Annotated in this window: 9 protein-coding genes and 1 pseudogene; 7 read left to right on the forward strand and 3 right to left on the reverse strand. The window is 69.5% G+C overall.

Annotation, left to right across the window (positions count from 1 at the left end):
* Window positions 1-8: 8 nt before the first annotated feature.
* From ACLB1G_RS06880 to ACLB1G_RS06890, 3 genes are read right to left on the reverse strand one after another with little or no spacing between them, the layout of a single operon-like run.
* Window positions 9-1,373, reverse strand: a complete 1,365-nt coding sequence (locus tag ACLB1G_RS06880; RefSeq protein ID WP_491626452.1) for an ABC transporter substrate-binding protein — start codon at window positions 1,371-1,373, stop codon at window positions 9-11.
* Window positions 1,370-2,803 (reverse strand): sensor histidine kinase, encoded by a 1,434-nt coding sequence (locus tag ACLB1G_RS06885; protein ID WP_491626453.1) that lies wholly within the window; start codon window positions 2,801-2,803, stop codon window positions 1,370-1,372. The genes ACLB1G_RS06880 and ACLB1G_RS06885 overlap by 4 nt, the downstream gene beginning before the upstream one ends.
* Window positions 2,804-2,806: 3 nt before the next feature.
* Window positions 2,807-3,487, reverse strand: coding sequence for a response regulator transcription factor (locus ACLB1G_RS06890; protein ID WP_491626454.1), 681 nt, complete (start codon window positions 3,485-3,487; stop codon window positions 2,807-2,809).
* 165 nt (window positions 3,488-3,652) lie between these two features.
* Between ACLB1G_RS06890 and ACLB1G_RS06895 the strand changes: the two genes are divergently transcribed.
* The 7 genes and pseudogenes from ACLB1G_RS06895 (at window position 3,653) to rbbA (ending at window position 16,672) form a co-directional block, all read left to right on the forward strand.
* Window positions 3,653-4,489, forward strand: coding sequence for a DeoR/GlpR family DNA-binding transcription regulator (locus ACLB1G_RS06895; protein WP_491626455.1), 837 nt, complete (start codon window positions 3,653-3,655; stop codon window positions 4,487-4,489).
* A 13-nt stretch (window positions 4,490-4,502) separates the two neighbouring features.
* On the forward strand, window positions 4,503-7,172 hold the full coding sequence (locus ACLB1G_RS06900) for a TonB-dependent receptor plug domain-containing protein (protein WP_491626456.1): 2,670 nt from the start codon (window positions 4,503-4,505) through the stop codon (window positions 7,170-7,172).
* 67 nt (window positions 7,173-7,239) lie between these two features.
* On the forward strand, window positions 7,240-8,901 hold the full coding sequence (locus tag ACLB1G_RS06905; protein ID WP_491626457.1) for an alpha-L-rhamnosidase-related protein: 1,662 nt from the start codon (window positions 7,240-7,242) through the stop codon (window positions 8,899-8,901).
* Window positions 8,898-10,160, forward strand: coding sequence for an MFS transporter (locus tag ACLB1G_RS06910; RefSeq protein WP_491626458.1), 1,263 nt, complete (start codon window positions 8,898-8,900; stop codon window positions 10,158-10,160). Before ACLB1G_RS06905 ends, ACLB1G_RS06910 begins: the two co-directional genes overlap by 4 nt.
* A gap of 27 nt (window positions 10,161-10,187) precedes the next feature.
* Window positions 10,188-12,707: a glycoside hydrolase family 3 protein gene (locus tag ACLB1G_RS06915; protein ID WP_491626459.1), complete on the forward strand. Its 2,520-nt coding sequence runs from the start codon at window positions 10,188-10,190 to the stop codon at window positions 12,705-12,707.
* Window positions 12,708-12,950: 243 nt separating this feature from the next.
* A pseudogene (locus ACLB1G_RS06920) lies at window positions 12,951-13,946 on the forward strand (HlyD family secretion protein).
* A gap of 14 nt (window positions 13,947-13,960) precedes the next feature.
* The gene (rbbA, locus tag ACLB1G_RS06925; RefSeq protein WP_491626460.1) at window positions 13,961-16,672 is read left to right on the forward strand and encodes a ribosome-associated ATPase/putative transporter RbbA; all 2,712 of its coding nucleotides are present in this window, start codon (window positions 13,961-13,963) and stop codon (window positions 16,670-16,672) included.

Genomic DNA, 16,672 nt, shown 5'->3' on the forward strand with positions numbered 1-16,672 from the left:
GATTTGCCTTACCGGCCGGCGGCAGCCGCCAGCCTGGCCATGGCCGCCTTGGCGCTCATGCCGTCCTGGTTCCAGAACTGGCGTATCACCTCCCACATGGGGGCGACGGTGTGGGCCGGCTGGGCCATGCCGTGCGCCAGGCTGGGGAGCAGGGTGCCGCGCCTGGCGCTGGCCTGGTAGTCCTGGCGCGCGCGCCGGGCGCAGCTGTCGAAGCGCTCCAGCGGCACGTCCAGCCGCGCCGGGATCGACCCCTTGGCCAGGTTGAAGGTTTCCTGGAACGGCTTGCTCATCACCGCCCGCACCAGGTCGCGCTGGGCCGGCTTCTTGCCGTCGCTGACGCCGAACATGATGAAGGAATCGATGTCGAAGCTGAACGCCTCGCGCGAGCCGGGCGTGGCGGTGCACAGGATGTCGATCCCGGGCCGCTTGCCGGCCGCCAGCATCTCGGCCTTGGCCCAGTCGCCCATGATCAGCATCCCGGCCGCGCCCCGGTTCAGCAGGTCGGTGGCCGCCACCCAGTCGCTGCCGCCGTAATTCTTGTTGGTGTAGCTCTTGATGCGCTTGAAGGTGGCCAGCGTCTTTTCCATCTCGGGGCTGGACAGCGCGGCGCGGTCCAGGTCCAGGAAGGCGCGCTTGTAGAAGTCGACGCCGCCGACCCCGATCGCCACGCTTTCGAAGGTGCCCAGGTCCAGCCAGGACTGGCCGCCGTAGGCCACCGGCGTCACGCCTATCTTGCGCATGGCCTCGGCCGCCGCAAAGAATTCATCCCAGGTCGACGGCGCCTTGGCGCCGGACTTGCGCAGCACGTCGGCATTGATCCACAGCCAGTTGACGCGGTGGATGTTGAGCGGCGCGGCCACGTAATGGCCCTGGTATTTCATGGTGTCGCTGACGCTGGAGGGCAGCAGGGCGTTCCAGCGGTCGGCGGTCGCCACGTCGTCGATGCCGGCCAGCTTGCCGGTGCGCGCCCATTCCTGTATCGCCACGCCCTTGATTTGCGCCGCCGTGGGCGGATTGCCGGAGCGCACGCGCGAATCGAGCATGACCATCGCCAGCCCGCCGCCGCCGTCGGCAATGGCGAAGTCCTTCCACGTATGGCCTTGGGCGCGCAGGGTGTTCTTGAGCTGGGCCACGGCCTGGGCCTCGCCGCCACTGGCCCAGAAATGCAGGACTTCCACCTCGCCCGCCAGGGCGAAGGCTGGCAGCGCAGATAGCAGCGGCAGCAGCGCCAGCAAGCCGCTTGGCGCTGGCCTGTGCTGGCGCGGCAGTCGAGGCGGTGGCAGCCAAGCCCGCAGCGGCCGCCGCAGCGCAGGCCGCAGCGTTGCGCGCAGTAGTGCTTGCGCCAGCACCAGCAGGGTGGGGTGGTGCTTCATGCGGCGGCATCCGGCCGGGCAGACGGGGCGCCGGGCAGGCGGATGGTCACGCGCAGGCCGTGCGGCTCGGCGTCGCCCAGCGTGACGGCGCCCTGGTGCCGCTCGATGATCTCGCGCACGATGGCCAGGCCCAGGCCGCAGCCTTCGCCATCGGCCGTGGCGCGCACGAAACGCTCGAAGACCCGTTCGCGGTCGGCGGCCGGGATGCCGGGGCCGTTGTCCTCCACCGCCAGCTCGGCCCACGGGCCATCCTGCCGCATCCGCAGCGTGACCACCGCACCGCGCCCGGCATAGCGGACCGCGTTGTCGATCAGGTTGGTGACCGCCTCGCGCAGCAGCGCCGCGTTGGCGTACACCGTGACGCCTGCGCGCTCCTGGATATCCTCCACGCCCAGGTCGACGCCGGCCCGCAGCGCACGCGGCACCAGGTGCGCCGCCACTTCCTGCGCAAAGCGCACCAGGTCGAACCGGGTGCGCTCCAGCGCGGCGGCCGCGCCGGGTTCGGCCCGGGCCAGCGTCAATAGCTGCGCCACCAGGTGCGCGCTGCGGCTGGCGCTCTGGTGCACCAGGTCCAGGCGGGCGCGCTGCGCCTCGTCGCTGGCGCTTTCCAGGGCCAGCCTGGTCTGGCTTTTCAGCCCCGCCAGCGGGGTGCGCAGCTGGTGCGCCGCGTCCGCGATGAAGCGCTGCTGGGCGCCGACGTGATGGCGCACCGAGGCCAGCAGCTCGTTCAGCGCCGCCGCCAATGAGCGCAGCTCGATGGGCGCCAGGTCCAGCTTGACCGGCGTCAGGTCGCCTGGCGCGCGGCTCTCCACCTCGCGCCGCAAACGGGCCAGGGGCGCCAGCCCGGCGCGGATGCCGAACCACACGATCACGCTCATCAGCAGCACCAGCACCGACAGCGGCAGCAGCGTATCGGCCAGGATGGCCCGCGCCAGCTCCTCGCGGTTGGCGCTGCTGCGCGCCACCTGCACCAGCATGGTCTGCTGCGGCGCGCTGATGTCGCCGTAGGCCACGTACAGGGCGGCGATGCGCATCTGCTTGCGCACCCCGTCCACGTTCAGGTCGGGCGTGACCTCGGCGTCGTAGAAATAAGGCGTATCGAGCTTGGGTTCGCCCTTGCCGGGCGGCGGCGGCAGGTTGTTATTACCGAGGATGAAGTGCCCGGGCGGGGTGCTGACCGTGTACATCAGGCGGTCGTTGGGATCGGCCTCCAGCACTTCCTGCGCCGCGCGCGGGAAGTCGATCAGCAGCCCCTGCTCGATGGGCTTGACCTGGCGCAGCAGCGCGCGCGAGGCTTGCACCAGGGTCGCATCGATGGCGTTGTTGGCATAGCCGGCCGCCAGCCGGAAGGTCGCCACGCCGCCCGCCACCCACAGCACCAGCTGCGGCAGCAGCAGCCATAGCAGCAGTTTGCGGTGCAGGGAAACCATGGCTCAGCGCGCGCTCTTGCTGTCCGCTTCCAGCAGGTAGCCCAGGCCGCGCACGGTGCGGATATCGAGGCCCGAGCCTTCCAGCCGCCGCCGCAGGCGGTGGATATACACCTCGATGGCGTTGCCGCTGGCCGTGCCCTCGTGCGACCAGCCCTGGATGATCTGTTCCTTGGTCACCACGTTGTCGCGGTTGATCAGCAGCAGTTCCAGCAAGGCCCACTCGCGCGGACTCAGTTCTATCTGCTCGCCGCCGATGGCCGCGCGCCGGGTGCGCGGATCGAAGCTCAATTTGCCGCAGCCCAGTTCCGCCGTGCCGCTGCGGGCGGTGGCGCGCCGCAGCAGGGCGCGCACGCGGGCGTCCAGTTCGGGGAAGTCGAAAGGCTTGGTCATGTAGTCGTCGGCGCCGGCGTCCAGGCCGGCCACCCGGCTTTCCAGCGCATCCTGCGCGGTCAGCACGATCACCGGCATCTGCTGGTTGGCGGCGCGCACATTACGCAGCACCGTCAGCCCGTCCACCATGGGCAGGCCCAGGTCCAGGATGCCCAGGTCGAACTGGTGGCGCTGCAGCAGGTACTCGGCCACCGGCCCGTTGGGCGCGTGTTCGACCGTGTAGCCGGCGCCGGTCAGGTGGGCGCGCAGGGCGTCGGCCAGGATGGTGTCGTCTTCGGCGAGGAGGATGTGCATGCGTCAGAGTTTAACAATAAATGAATCCAACCACCACCATGGACGGAAATGATCAAGTTCATAGTCATTTTTCATTAATAAGTTTACCTGTTTTTAAGAATTATGTATATTTCCTTACAGCTCGTTAAGCTTCGGGCGGCAAAACAAAAACACACGGAGACAGCAATGGACTACCACGACAGGCATAAGCGTCTGCTGCGGCTGCTGGCCGAGCATGGCGCGGCCACCATTCCGCAATTGTCCGGGTGGCTGGGCGTGTCGCCGGCCACGGTGCGGCGCGACGTGCGGCTGCTCGACCTCACGCAGCAGGTCAAGCGGGTGCACGGCGGGGCGCGCAGGATGGAGGGCGCCAGCCATGCACCGCTCAACCGCGTCAGCTTCGACGGCAGCATGGACAGCAACGCGGGCCGCAAGCGCGCCATCGCCCGCCACGCGGTGTCGCTCTGTGGAGACGGCGACACCATCGTGATCGGCGGCGGCACCACCACCTTCCGCATGGCCGAATTCATGGCCGCGCGCCAAATGCGGGTGCTGACCAACTCCTTCGAAGTGGCGCGCCGGCTGCTGGCCACCAGCGACAATGATGTGATCCTGTCCGGCGGCACCATCTACCGCAACCAGGGCATCGTCCTCAGCCCCTTCGAGACCGAGACGGTGCAGTTCTGCTACGCCAACCGGCTGTTCCTGGGCGCGCACTCGCTGTCCTCGTTCGGAGTAATGGAGGCCGATCCGCTGCTGATACAGGCCAGCGGCCGTTTGATCCACCAGGCGCAGGAACTGGTGGTGCTGGCCGATTCCTCCAAGTTTGCCAACAAGGGCAGCCTGTTTTTGTGCTCGCTCGACAAGATCGCCCGCGTCATCACCGACACCGGCGCGCCCGACGCCGGCGTGCAGATGCTGGAGCGGGCCGGGGTCAAGGTGACGCTGGTCGAACCCGAGCCGCCGTCCATGCCCGCGGCGCCCCGGGCAACCACAGTAACGCCAAACCAAATCAATTATTAGAAGGGAGACAGCAATGCATCAACTTATTTACCCGAAGACCCGTATCGCGCTGGCCATCTGCGGCCTGGCCGGCTGCTGGCAGCACGCCGCCGCCCAGCAGGCCGACCCGGTCAAGCCCGACAACGTGGTGACCGTGACCGGCACCAGCATACGCGGCATCGCCGCCACCGGCACCGACGTCACCACCATACGCCGCGAGGACATCGCCGCCACCGGCGCCACGACCTCGACCGAGCTGCTGCGTTCCGTGCCGGAGATGAACAACTTCAGCGCGTCCGGCAACAACAATGGCCAGAACCAGGCCAACTTCGTCGACCAGCCGGCCATCCATGGCATCGGCGTCGGCAATGGCGGCGCCGGCCTGACCCTGGTGCTGGTGGACGGCCACCGCCTGCCCGGCGCCGGCATCAACCAGACCGCCCCCGACGCGGGCGCCATCCCCACCTCCATCCTGGAACGGGTGGAAGTGATGGCCGACGGCGGCTCGGCCATCTATGGCTCGGACGCGGTGGCCGGCGTGATCAACTTCGTCACCCGCAAGAGCTTTACCGGCGCCGAGACCAAGCTGCGCTTCGGTTCCGCCGATGGCTACCAGACCAAAAACTTCAGCCAGCTGTTCGGCCAGAAGTGGGAAGGCGGGCACCTGCTGGCGGCCATCGAGCGCTCGGAAAACACGGGCCTGGACGGCTTTGCCCGCTCCTACGCGGTGAACGACCAGCGCGCCTGGGGCGGCCCGGACACCCGCTCCACCAACTGCACTCCCGGCACGGTGACGGCCGGCGGCGTGAATTATCCCATCACCGGCGGCGGCCGCCTGGCGCCAGGCGCCGCCACGCTGTGCGAGACCAATCGCGGCAACGATTTGTATCCGGCCCAGCACCGCGACCAGGCTTATGTCGGCGTACGCCAGAACCTGGGCGAGGCGGCCGAGTTGTACGCCAGCGTCATGTGGTCGGGGCGCAAGCTTGATTCGCGCGTGTCCGGCGGCGGCGTCACCAGTGGCGGCCTGTCCGTCAACCTGCCCGCCACCAGTCCGTACTACCTGCCGCTGTCCGGCGCGGCGGCCGGCGTCACCGAATCCGTGACCTACAATCCGTCGGCCGACTTCGGCAATGCCTTCACCAACCGCATCAGCACCGATACCCGCAGCTTCGTCACCGGCGCCAATATCCAGCTGCCCAACGACTGGAACGCCAAGATCGAATTCAACTACGGCCGCGAGAAGGATGACGTCAACAACCACGGCATCAACCAGGCGCTGGCCATCAAGGCCGCCGCCGACGGCAGCTTCAACCCGACCGGCGTGGGCGCCGCCACCAATGCCGCGCTGCTGGCGCAGATCGGCAACTACGTGACGCGCTACTACGCCCAGCACACCTTGAAGGACGGGGTGGTCAAGCTCGACGGCCCGCTGTTCGGCATGGCCGGCGGCCAGGCCCGGGCGGCGGTTGGCGTGGGTGTGCGGCGCGAGGAGATGGATGGCCTGACCTCGGCCGGCGCAGCGGGCGCGGCCGTCTCGCCCTACACCTCCAGCGGCAGCCGCGACGACAAGTCGGTGTTCGGGGAACTGTACTTCCCGCTGGTGGGCGAAGCCAACGCACGCCCCGGCATCAAGCGCCTGGACGTTTCGGTGGCGGCCCGCTACGACAACTACAGCGACGTCGGCAGCACCACCAATCCCAAGGCCGGCGCCACCTGGACCGTGGCCGATGGCGCCAAGGTGCGCCTGTCGGCGGGCCGCTCCTTCCATGCGCCCAGCCTGGCCGACGCGCCCACGGCCATCGACACCCGCGCCATCCACTTCGATTGCATCCCCGGCGCCTACGTCGGCTGCGCGAACGCCGGACCGTCCGACTACACCGTGCTGCTCGCGGGCGGCAACAAGCTGAAACCGGAAAAGGCCAACACCTACAACGTCGGCCTGGACCTGGGACCGGAACTGCTGGGCGGCGCCAGGCTGGGCCTGACCTACTTCCAGATCGACTACAAGGACGTGATCACCTTCCCGACCTTCGGCCCGGTGACCAATCCGCTGTCCGCCTACAACGCCTACCGCATCGTGCGCCCGGCCGGCAGCACGGACGCGCAATGGAAGTCGGTGGTGGAGCCGCTGCTGGCCGGCCTGCGCCACGATGGCCTGGTCTATCCCGACCTGGGACTGCCCACCGTGATCTATGACCTGCGCCGCCAGAACTTCGCCGACGAGAAAATCCGCGGCATCGACTACAACCTGGAGTACCGCCTGCGCCACGCCAGCGGCAACTGGAACTTCGGCATTTCCGGCACCCACATGCTGAAGTTCGACCAGTCCGTGCCGGGCATCGCCGAGCCCATCGAACTGCTGGGCACCAACTATTCGGTGCGCGACAAGGTGCGGCTGCAGGCCACCGTCAGCAGCGGGAACTTCAGCGGGGGCCTGTTTGCCAATCACGTGGGCGGCTACCGCAATACCGGCGTGACCCCGGTGCAGCAGGTGGCCAGCTTCAACACGGTCGATGGCCATTTCGCCTGGAACTTCAAGGAGGGAGCGCTGAACAACACCACGCTGGCGTTGGACGTGTCGAATATCTTCGACCGCAATCCGCCGGTGTACTACACCACCGGCTCCATCGTCGGCTTCGACCCCCTGGTGGCCAATCCGCTGGGCCGTGTGATCTCGGCCAGCCTGACCAAGCGCTGGTAAATCCGGCTGGGCCCTCCGCCGGCCGTGCGCAGGGCTCACGCCTCACTGAAGCATGAATAAAGCTAGCATGAAACCAAGTCCAGAAGAAATCGCCCGAGCCAATGCGGCGGAAGAGGCCAAACGTATCAACCTGCCGCCCGGTGAACCCGTCGCGGCCTTCCTGAACACGGCGCAGGCATTGGTCCCCACACTGCATGAGCGCGTGTTGCCGGTGGCGGCGCTGGTGCAGCCGGAGTCCCGGCCGGACCTGCCGCTGCGCCATGCGATGCGGCCGGTGGCGGATGGCGCCAGCCTGGCGCAGCGCGGCTGGCAGGAGGGCGATACGTTCTACGCCGACTTCGGCGAACACCTGACGGGTTACCTGTCCTTCCACGTGGCGCCTACCGGCAGCGCCGCCGACAGCCCGATCCGGCTGCGCCTGACCTTCGGCGAGGTGCCCGCGGACGTGGCCGAGCCCTTGTATCCGTACCGTGGCTGGGTCAGCGCGGCCTGGCTGCCCGATGAAGTCATCACCATCGACGATTTGCCCGCCAGCGTGCGGCTGCCGCGTCGCCACGCTTTCCGCTACGTCAAGGTGGAGGTGCTGGCGGCCTCGCGCCGCTTCGGCGTGCGCTTCGGGCAGTTCACGGCGCATGCGGTCACCTCGGCGGCCAGCGCGCCTGCCGAACTGCCGGCTACCTGGCCGGAATGGATACGGCGGGTCGACCTGGTATCGCAGCATACCCTGCGCGACTGCATGCAAACCTGCTTCGAGGACGGCCCCCGGCGCGACCGCCGCCTGTGGGTGGGCGACCTGCGGCTGCAGGCCCTGGTCAACTACCATACCTTCCAGGCCAACGGCGTGGTCAAGCGCTGCCTCTACCTGTTCGCCGGCTTGCCGCGCTCGGATGGACTGGTGAACGGCTGCGTCTACGAACGTCCGCATCCCATCTATGCCGACACCACCACCCTGGACTACGCCGCGCTGTACTGCGTCACCCTGCAGGAATACGTGGCCGCCACCGGCGACAAGGCCTGTGGCCGCGAGCTGTGGCCCGTGGCCCGGCGCCAGATCGATTGCCTGCTGGCGCGCCTGGACGACAGCCTGATGTTCCACGATTCCGGCGAGACCTGGTGCTTCATCGACTGGGCCTTCGGCCTGCACAAGAGCGCCGCCACCCACGGCGTGATCGTGTTCGCGCTGCGCCGCATGCTGCTGCTGGCCGAGGCCCTGGGCGCCCAGGGCGAAGTGGCGCACTACGGTCCGCTGATAGACGGCATGTGCGCGGCGGCCCGCAAGCAGCTGTACGACGCGGGGCGCGGCGTCTACACCAGCGGACCGGACCAGCAGGTATCCTGCATCGCCCAGGCCTGGATGGTGCTGGCCGGGGTACCAGAATCGCAGACTATGGCCCAGGCCGCGCTGCGCCAGGCGCTGGCCGATCCGCAGGCGGTAAAGCCCATCACCCCGTACGCCTACCACTACCTGGCCGAAGCCATGCTGGCCTGCGGCATGCGCGAGGAAGCGCTGGCGCTGGTGCGGTCCTATTGGGGCGGGATGCTGGAGGCGGGCGCCGATACCTTCTGGGAAGCCTGGGACCCGGACGATCCATCCGCCTCCCCCTACGGCGACATCCACGCCAACAGCTATTGCCATGCGTGGAGCTGTACGCCGGCCTGGCTGTTCCGCGCGCTGGGCCTGGGTTCGCAGCCGGAGACCGAGAGCAATCAAGAAGGGGAGGCGGCATGAGCGTGGCAGCCATGGAATCGCCCAGCTTGAGGGAATTGCCGCGCAGCGCCTGGCGCGTCGCCATCCTGGCCGGCATGGCGTCCTATCTCGACGCCGGCGCCATCATCACCAGCGGCGGCGCCCTGGTGTTGTACAAGGAGCGCTTCGGCCTCACGCTGGCGCAGATCGGCCAGCTGTCGGCCGTGCTGACCGCCTTGTTCGCCATCGGTGCGCTGGTGGGCGGCCACCTGGGCGACCGCTACGGCCGCCGCAAGGTGTTCACCGTCACCATGGTGGGACTGGCGCTGGGCACGGCCATGCTGGCCTTCGCCAACGGCGCCGGCATGCTGTATGCCGGCACGGTGCTGGTCGGTTTCTGCATAGGCGCCGACCTGCCGGTGTCCATGACCATGATCGCCGAGGAATCGCCGCCCGGCTTCAAGGGCAGGCTGGTGGCGTTTTCGCACGTGCTGTGGATGGCCGCGATCGGCACCACCTTCCTGCTGCAGATCGTGGTGGGGGAGCTGGGTGAGCTGGGCGGGCGCATCATGTGGGCGCACATCCTGCTGGCGGCGCTGCTGGTGCTGGCGCTGCGCGCCACGCTGCCGGAATCAAGCGAGTGGATCAAGGCCAACGCCCGCCGCGCCGAGGTGGACCGCGCCGGACAGGCGCTCGAGAGCAGCGGCATGCGCCAGCTGTTCGGCCGCCGCTACCTGGGCGCTTTCATCGCGCTGTGCCTGTTCTATGGCGTGTTCAACCTGGCCGCCAACACCGGCGGGCAGTTCGGCACCCTGCTGTACACGGAGCTGGCGCATGTGTCGGTGTCCACCGCCGGGATGGTGAATACGGCGCAGCTGGCGGTATCCTTCCTGTCGGCCGTGGTCTTCATGCGCACCGTGGACCTGCCCTCGCGCATGCGCTGGTTCCTGCTGGGCGGCGTGCTGGCCGTTGCCGGGCAGGCCATGCCGGTGCTGTTCGGCGTGAACGTGTACTCGCTGGCGGCCTGGCAGATGCTGCAGGGCATAGGCGGCGCCTTCGCCGGCGAATCGATGTGGAAGGTGTGGAGCCAGGAGCTGTTCCCCACGCTGCTGCGCTCGACCGCGCAGGGCGCCAGCACCTTTTTCACGCGCATGCTGGCGGCCGTGTCGGCGCTGGGCACGCCGTATCTGATGCAGAGCGGGCCATCCACGCTGTTCATCACCCTGACCGCCGCCGTGGCCTTCACCACGGCGCTGGGCTGGCTGTATATACGCAAGCTGCCGTTGGCGGCGCTGCGCTGATGTCCATAACAAAGGAGCGAGACTACAATGAGCAAGAATAATCTGTTGCGCCACGCGGTGCTGCTGGTACTCGGTATCGCCGGTCCGGCCCTGGCCGATAGCGGCAGCGCAGGCCAGCCCTGGCGCGACGCCACCCAGCGTCCCGAAGTGCGGGCCGAGCAGCTGTTCAAGGCCATGAGCCAGGACCAGAAGGTGGTGCTGGTCAGCGCCACCGATCCGGCCGAATACGCGCCGCTGGCGCCGCTGGGCATCCCGGCCCTGACCCGGGTGGACGCTTCCGGCGGCCTGCGCGGCGACAAGGGCGTGACGGCCTTCCCGGTGCCGCTGGCCCTGGGCGCCACCTTCGATACCGAACTGGCGCGCGCCTACGGCAAGGCCATTGCCGAGGAAGCCCGCGGCAAGGGCTGGAACGTGATCCTCGGTCCCACCGTGGACGTGGCGCGCGATGGCCTGAGCGGGCGCCTGACCGAATCCTTCGGCGAGGATGCGCTGCTCAACGCCAGCATGGGCTCGGCCGTGGCCGCCGCCATGCAGGGCGAAGGCGTGATCGCCATGGCCAAGCACTATACGGCCTACCACACCGAACGCGAACGCCTGACCATGGGCGTGGAAGTCTCGCCGCGCGCGCTGCACGAAGTCTACAACCTGCCGTTCTACCACCTGGTGGAGGACGCACATATCGGCTCGCTGATGGGGTCCTATCCCAGGGTGAACGGCAAGTTCATGCTGGAGAATCCCGAGCTGATTGCGTTGATCAAGAAGCACGGCTTCAAGGGCTACATGGCCACCGACTTCATGGGCGGCCAGGATGGCGTGGCGCAGTTCAACGCCGGCATCGATTCCTGGTCGCTGCAGCCCTTCCTGCGCAAGCCGGAAGCGCTCAAGGATGGCCGCATCAAGCCCGAGCGCCTGGACGATGCGGTGCGCCGCACGTTGTGGGCGCTGTTCTCGACTGGCACCTTCGACCGTCCGGTCACCACCACCCCGGCCGCCGTGGTGACCACGCCGGCGCACCAGACCCTGGCCCAGCGCGTGGCGGTGAGCTCGGCGGTGCTGCTGAAGAATGAGGGCGGCGTGCTGCCGCTCAAGCGCCAGGGCCGGATCGCCGTCATCGGCCCTGCCGGCAGGGAAGCCATCACGGGCGTGATGTGGTCCAGCTATGTCGATCCCGGACAGTTCGTCACGCCCATCGAGGCCATCGCGGCGGTGGCCGGTCCGGGCGTGAGCGTGGCGCATGCGCAGGGCACGCTGGGCGACGTGGTGCTGCCGTCGCTGTCATCGGACGCGGGTCCGTTCGCGCCGCCGGTCGCCATTCAGGCCCCCAACGGCCAGCCCGGCTGGCAGGCCAGCTATTACGGCAGCGAGGACTTCTCGGGTCCTGCGCTGCGCGAGGAAGTGGTCAAGGAGATCGACATCAAGGGCAAGGCCTTCGAGGCGCTGCCCGACAAGTGGTCGGCCAGGTGGAGCACCGACTACACCCCGCCGGCCGACGGCCTGGTGCGCCTGGCGGCCTCGCTGAGCGGCGTGGTCAAGGTCACGGTGGATGGCAAGACCGTGATCGACGGTCTGCGCTCGACCGCCGACGGCTTCCCCGGCTCCGGCCCCTATACTTATCCGCTGCAGGGCACGGTACGGCTGGAAAAGGGCCGCAAGGTGCGCATCGAGGTCGAATATGCGACCCGCGGACGTTTCACCGGTCCCCGCATCCAGATTGGCTGGCAGCCGGTGTCGCTGATACCGGAAGCGGTGGCGCTGGCGCGCAAGTCAGACGTGGCCGTGGTGTTCGTCAACCAGGTCACCGGCGAGGAAATGGACCGCGACAGCTACGCCCTGCCGGCCGACCAGGATGCGCTGATCGAAGCGGTGGCGGCGGCCAATCCCAACACGTTGGTGGTGCTGAACACGGGCGGCGCCGTCAAGATGCCGTGGCTGGCGCGCGTCAAGGGTGTGGTGCAGCAGTGGTATCCCGGTTCGGCCACCGGCAGCGGCATCGCCAGCGTGCTGTTCGGCGACGCCGATCCGGGCGGCCGGCTGCCGGTGTCGTTCCCGGCCGACGAGAGCCAGGGCATCCGTCCCTATCGCGGCGGCGGCACGGTGCGCTATGACGAAGGCATCCACGTCGGCTACCGCTACCTGAACAAGCACGGCCAGCAGCCGCTGTTCGCCTTCGGCTACGGTTTGTCCTACTCCAGCTTCGGCCTGGATGGCCTGGCGGTACGGGCTTCCTCGCGGCCCGACGAGGCGGCGCAGGTGTCGGTGCGGGTGAAGAACACCGGCGCCCGCAACGGCTCCACCGTGGTGCAACTCTACAGCGGCGCCTTGCCGGGGCCGGTGGAAACCTCGGCGCTGAAACTGGTCGGCTTTGCCCGCGTCCAGCTGGACCAGGGAGAGGAGCGCGTGGTCACCATCCCGATCGAGCGCCGCCAGCTGTCGTACTGGGATGAAGGCGCGCGCAAGTGGATCACCCCCAAGGGCAAGGTGACCATCAGCGCGGGCTTCGCCTCCAACAATCTGCAGGCCCGGCAGGAGCTGCAGCTGGACCAGTAGCGGCCACCGGCGATGGGCAGACAGCGCAATCGTTTGTTCTCGATCATGGTTGCGCGGCGGGCCGGACTTCTATAGTGGGTGCCGCGCTGCGCGGCGATCCACGGACGCCGCATGGAACAGTCCGCATCAAACACGCCGCCGCAGGCCGAGGCGGTCCGCCAGCCGTCCCGCCGGCTGCTGCGCCGCGCCGGCGCCGTGGCTGCCGCCGTGGCCGTTGCCGCCTTGGTGGTCTGGGCCTGGAGCATGCTGTCGGCCGCCTCCGACGCCGCTCCCGGCCTGGTGAGCGGCAATGGCCGCATCGAGGCCACGGAGATCGACATCGCCACCCGCCTGCCAGGCCGCGTGGCTGCCGTCCTGGTGCGGGAGGGCGACCTGGTGGCCAGCGGCCAGACCCTGGCGCTGATGGACAGCACCACCCTGCAGGCCGAGCGTGCCTAGGCGGCCGCGCGTGAGCAGCAGGCGCGCGACGCGGTGGCGGGTGTGCGGGCCCAGGTTGCCATGCGTGAGAGCGACCGCGCCGCCGCCGCCGCCCTGGTGGCGCAGCGCGAAAGCGAGCTCGATGCGGCCCAGCGCCGCCGGGCCCGCTCCTACGCGCTGTCGCAGTCCGGCGCGGCGCCGGCCCAGGAGCTCGATGACGACCGGGCCCGTGTGCGCGGGGTGGGGGCGGCGCTGAGCTCGGCCCAGGCGCAGCTGCAGGCCGCATCGGCGGCGGTGCAGGCGGCGCGCGCCCAGCTGGTGGGGGCCGGCACGGCCGTGTCGGTGGCCGAGGCCACCACCGCCCGCCTCAATGCCGAGCTGGCGGAAACCCGGCTGCTGGCGCCGCGCGCCGGACGGGTCCAGTACCGCGTGGCCCAGCCGGGGGAGGTGCTGGCGGCGGGTGGCAAGCTGCTCAACCTGCTGGACCTGGACGACGTCTACATGACCTTCTTCGTGCCCGAGCGCGCCGCCGGGCTGGTGGCGCTGGGCGGCGAGGTGCGCATCGTGCTGGACGCCGCACCCATGGCCGTGGTGCCGGCCCGGGTGACCTATGTGGCCAGCACGGCGCAGTTCACGCCCAAGACCGTGGAGACGGCCAGCGAGCGCGAAAAGCTCATGTTCCGGGTCAAGGCCAATATCGATCCGGCCCTGCTGGTGCGCCACCGCGACCAGGTCAAGACCGGCGTGCCGGGCGTGGCCTGGCTGCGCACCGATCCCGGCCAGCCCTGGGCGCAGCGCCTGGCGCTGAGCCCGGCACGCTGATCGGTGCCGTGCGGATGAGCCCCGTGCGCATGGACGCGGTCGTGCAGGTCGCCGGGCTGTGCCTGCGCTACGGCGGACAGGTGGCGCTGGACCACGTCGACCTGGCGCTGGAGGCCGGCGCCGTGGCCGGCATCATCGGACCGGACGGCGTTGGCAAGAGCAGCCTGCTGGCCAGCGTGGCCGGGGCGCGCCGGGTGCGCGCCGGCACGGTCACCGTGCTGTGCGGCGACCTGCGCTGCGGCGCGGAGCGGCGCCGGGTCTGTCCGCGCATCGCCTACATGCCGCAGCGCCTGGGCCGCAACCTGTATCCGCTACTGACGGTGCGTGAAAACCTGGATTTCTTTGCCCGCCTGTTCGGCCTGGCGCCGGCCGCGCGCCGTGAACGGCTGGCGCTGCTGGCGGCGGCCACCGGCCTGCAAGCGTTCCTGGAGCGGCCCGCGGGCCAGTTGTCAGGAGGAATGAAGCAGAAGCTGGGCCTGTGCTGCGCGCTCGTGCACGATCCCGAGCTGCTGATCCTCGATGAACCGACCACCGGGGTCGATCCGCTTTCGCGCGACCAGTTCTGGGAGCTGATTGCCGCCATTCGCGCCACCCGTCCGCGCCTGGCCGTGCTGGTGGCCACCGCCTACCTGGACGAGGCGGCGCGCTTCGACTGGCTGGCCGCCATGGACGGCGGCCGCATCATCGCGCGCGGGACGCCGGCCGGACTGCTGGCCGCGACCGGCTGCGCCATCCTGGAACAGGCCTACGTGGCGCTGCTGCCGCCCGCGCGGCGCGGGCCCGCGCGCCTGCCCCAGGCGGCGCCCGGGCCCGGCGCCGAGGCTGGCACCGCGATCGAGGCGCGCGGCCTGACGTGCCGCTACGGCGATTTCGTGGCGGTCGACCGGGTCAGCTTCCGCATCGCGCGCGGCGAGATCTTCGGCTTCATCGGCTCCAACGGCTGCGGCAAAACCACCACCATGAAGATGCTGACCGGCCTGCTGCCGGCCAGCGCCGGCCAGGCCACCTTGTTCGGCGCCGCGCCGCGCCAGGGCGGGCCGGCGGCGCGGCGCCGCATCGGCTACATGTCGCAGGGCTTTTCCCTGTATGGCGAACTGACGGTCTGGCAGAACCTGGTGCTGCACGCGCGCCTGTTCGGCGTGGCGCCGGGGGCCGTGGACGGTCGCTGCGGCCAGATGCTGGAGCGCTTCGGCCTGTCGGCGGAGCGCGACGCGCTGCCGCCGAGGCTGCCGCTGGGCTTGCGCCAGCGCCCGTCGCTGGCGGTGGCCATGGTGCACGCGCCCGAGTTGCTGATCCTGGATGAACCGACTTCGGGCGTGGACCCGGTGGCGCGCGACAGCTTCTGGCAGCTGATGCTGGACCTGTCGCGGCGCGAGCGCGTGACCATCTTCCTGTTCACCCATTTCATGCACGAAGCCGAGCGCTGCGACCGGGTCGCGCTGATGCACGCGGGGCGGCTGCTGGCCACCGGAAGCCCGGCCGGGATCGCACGCGACCATCATTGCGCCAGCCTGGAGCAGGCCTTCGTGGCCTGCCTGCGGGCGGCCGGCGGCGGTGGCGATCCGCCCGGCGCGCAGGCCTTGCAGCCGGCGCCTGCGGCCAGCCGGCGCCGCGGCCTGCTGGCGCGCAGCTACGCCTGGAGCTGGCGCGAGGCGATGGAACTGCGGCGCGACGCGGTGCGCATGACACTGGCCCTTGCCGGTTCGCTGATCCTCATGGTGGTGATAGGCATGGGCATCAACATGGATGTGGAGCGCCTGGGCTTCGCCGTGCTGGACCGCGACGGCACTGCGCTCAGCCGCGACTACGCGGCCAGCCTGGCCGCCGCGCGCGACTTCATCGAGCAGCCGGCGCCGGCCGGAGAGGCCGAGCTGGAGCGCCGCCTGCGTTCCGGCGAACTGGCGCTGGCGCTGGAACTGCCACCCGGCATGGCGCGCGACATGGCGTGCGGCGCCCCGGTGCGCATCGGCGCCTGGGTCGATGGCGCCATCCCGATGCGGGCCGAGACCGTGCAGGCCTACGCGCTGGGCGTCCATCAGCAATGGCTGGCGGCCCAGGCAAGCGGACCCGCTGCGCCGGCGGCCGTGGACATCGACACCCGTTTCCGCTACAACCCCGAAGTGCGCAGCCTGCCGGCCATGGTGCCGGCCATGATCCCCATCCTGCTGATGCTGCTGCCCGCCATGCTGGCCGCACTGGCGGTGGTGCGGGAAAAGGAGATGGGCTCCATCGTCAACCTGTATGTCACGCCGGCGCGCCGCGCCGAGTTCGTGCTGGGCAAACAGGCGCCCTACGTGGCGCTGGCCATGCTCAACCTGGTGCTGATGGCGCTCATGGCGGTGCTGGTGTTCCGCGTGCCCATCACCGGCAGCCCGTTCGCGCTGGCCGGTGCGGCGCTGCTGTACAGCGTGTGCTCGACCGGCATCGGGCTGCTGGCCTCGGCCTTCACGCGCAGCCAGATCGCGGCCATCTTCATGACCATGATAGGCACCATCGTGCCGACCATACAGTTCGGCGGGCTGATCAATCCGGTGGCGTCCATGCAGGGCCTGGGGCGCTCCATCGGCGAGGCCTTTCCGGCCTCGCACATGTTCACCATCAGCCGGGGCGTGTTCAGCAAGGCGCTCGGCGTGGCCGGACTGGAGGCCGACTTCCTGGCGCTGGCCCTGGCCGCGCCGCTGGTGGTGGCGGCCGCCGTGGCGCTGCTGCCCAAGCAGGAGCGCTGA

The organism is Duganella kummerowiae, from assembly GCF_053572355.1.

What these genes read in the sequence shown, in the direction of transcription:
- ACLB1G_RS06880 (WP_491626452.1), bottom strand. Translation starts at nt 1,373, where the DNA reads ATGAAGCACCACCCCACCCTGCTGGTGCTGGCGCAAGCACTACTGCGC.
- ACLB1G_RS06885 (WP_491626453.1), bottom strand. Translation starts at nt 2,803, where the DNA reads ATGGTTTCCCTGCACCGCAAACTGCTGCTATGGCTGCTGCTGCCGCAG.
- ACLB1G_RS06890 (WP_491626454.1), bottom strand. Translation starts at nt 3,487, where the DNA reads ATGCACATCCTCCTCGCCGAAGACGACACCATCCTGGCCGACGCCCTG.
- ACLB1G_RS06895 (WP_491626455.1), top strand. Translation starts at nt 3,653, where the DNA reads ATGGACTACCACGACAGGCATAAGCGTCTGCTGCGGCTGCTGGCCGAG.
- ACLB1G_RS06900 (WP_491626456.1), top strand. Translation starts at nt 4,503, where the DNA reads ATGCATCAACTTATTTACCCGAAGACCCGTATCGCGCTGGCCATCTGC.
- ACLB1G_RS06905 (WP_491626457.1), top strand. Translation starts at nt 7,240, where the DNA reads ATGAAACCAAGTCCAGAAGAAATCGCCCGAGCCAATGCGGCGGAAGAG.
- ACLB1G_RS06910 (WP_491626458.1), top strand. Translation starts at nt 8,898, where the DNA reads ATGAGCGTGGCAGCCATGGAATCGCCCAGCTTGAGGGAATTGCCGCGC.
- ACLB1G_RS06915 (WP_491626459.1), top strand. Translation starts at nt 10,188, where the DNA reads ATGAGCAAGAATAATCTGTTGCGCCACGCGGTGCTGCTGGTACTCGGT.
- rbbA (WP_491626460.1), top strand. Translation starts at nt 13,961, where the DNA reads ATGAGCCCCGTGCGCATGGACGCGGTCGTGCAGGTCGCCGGGCTGTGC.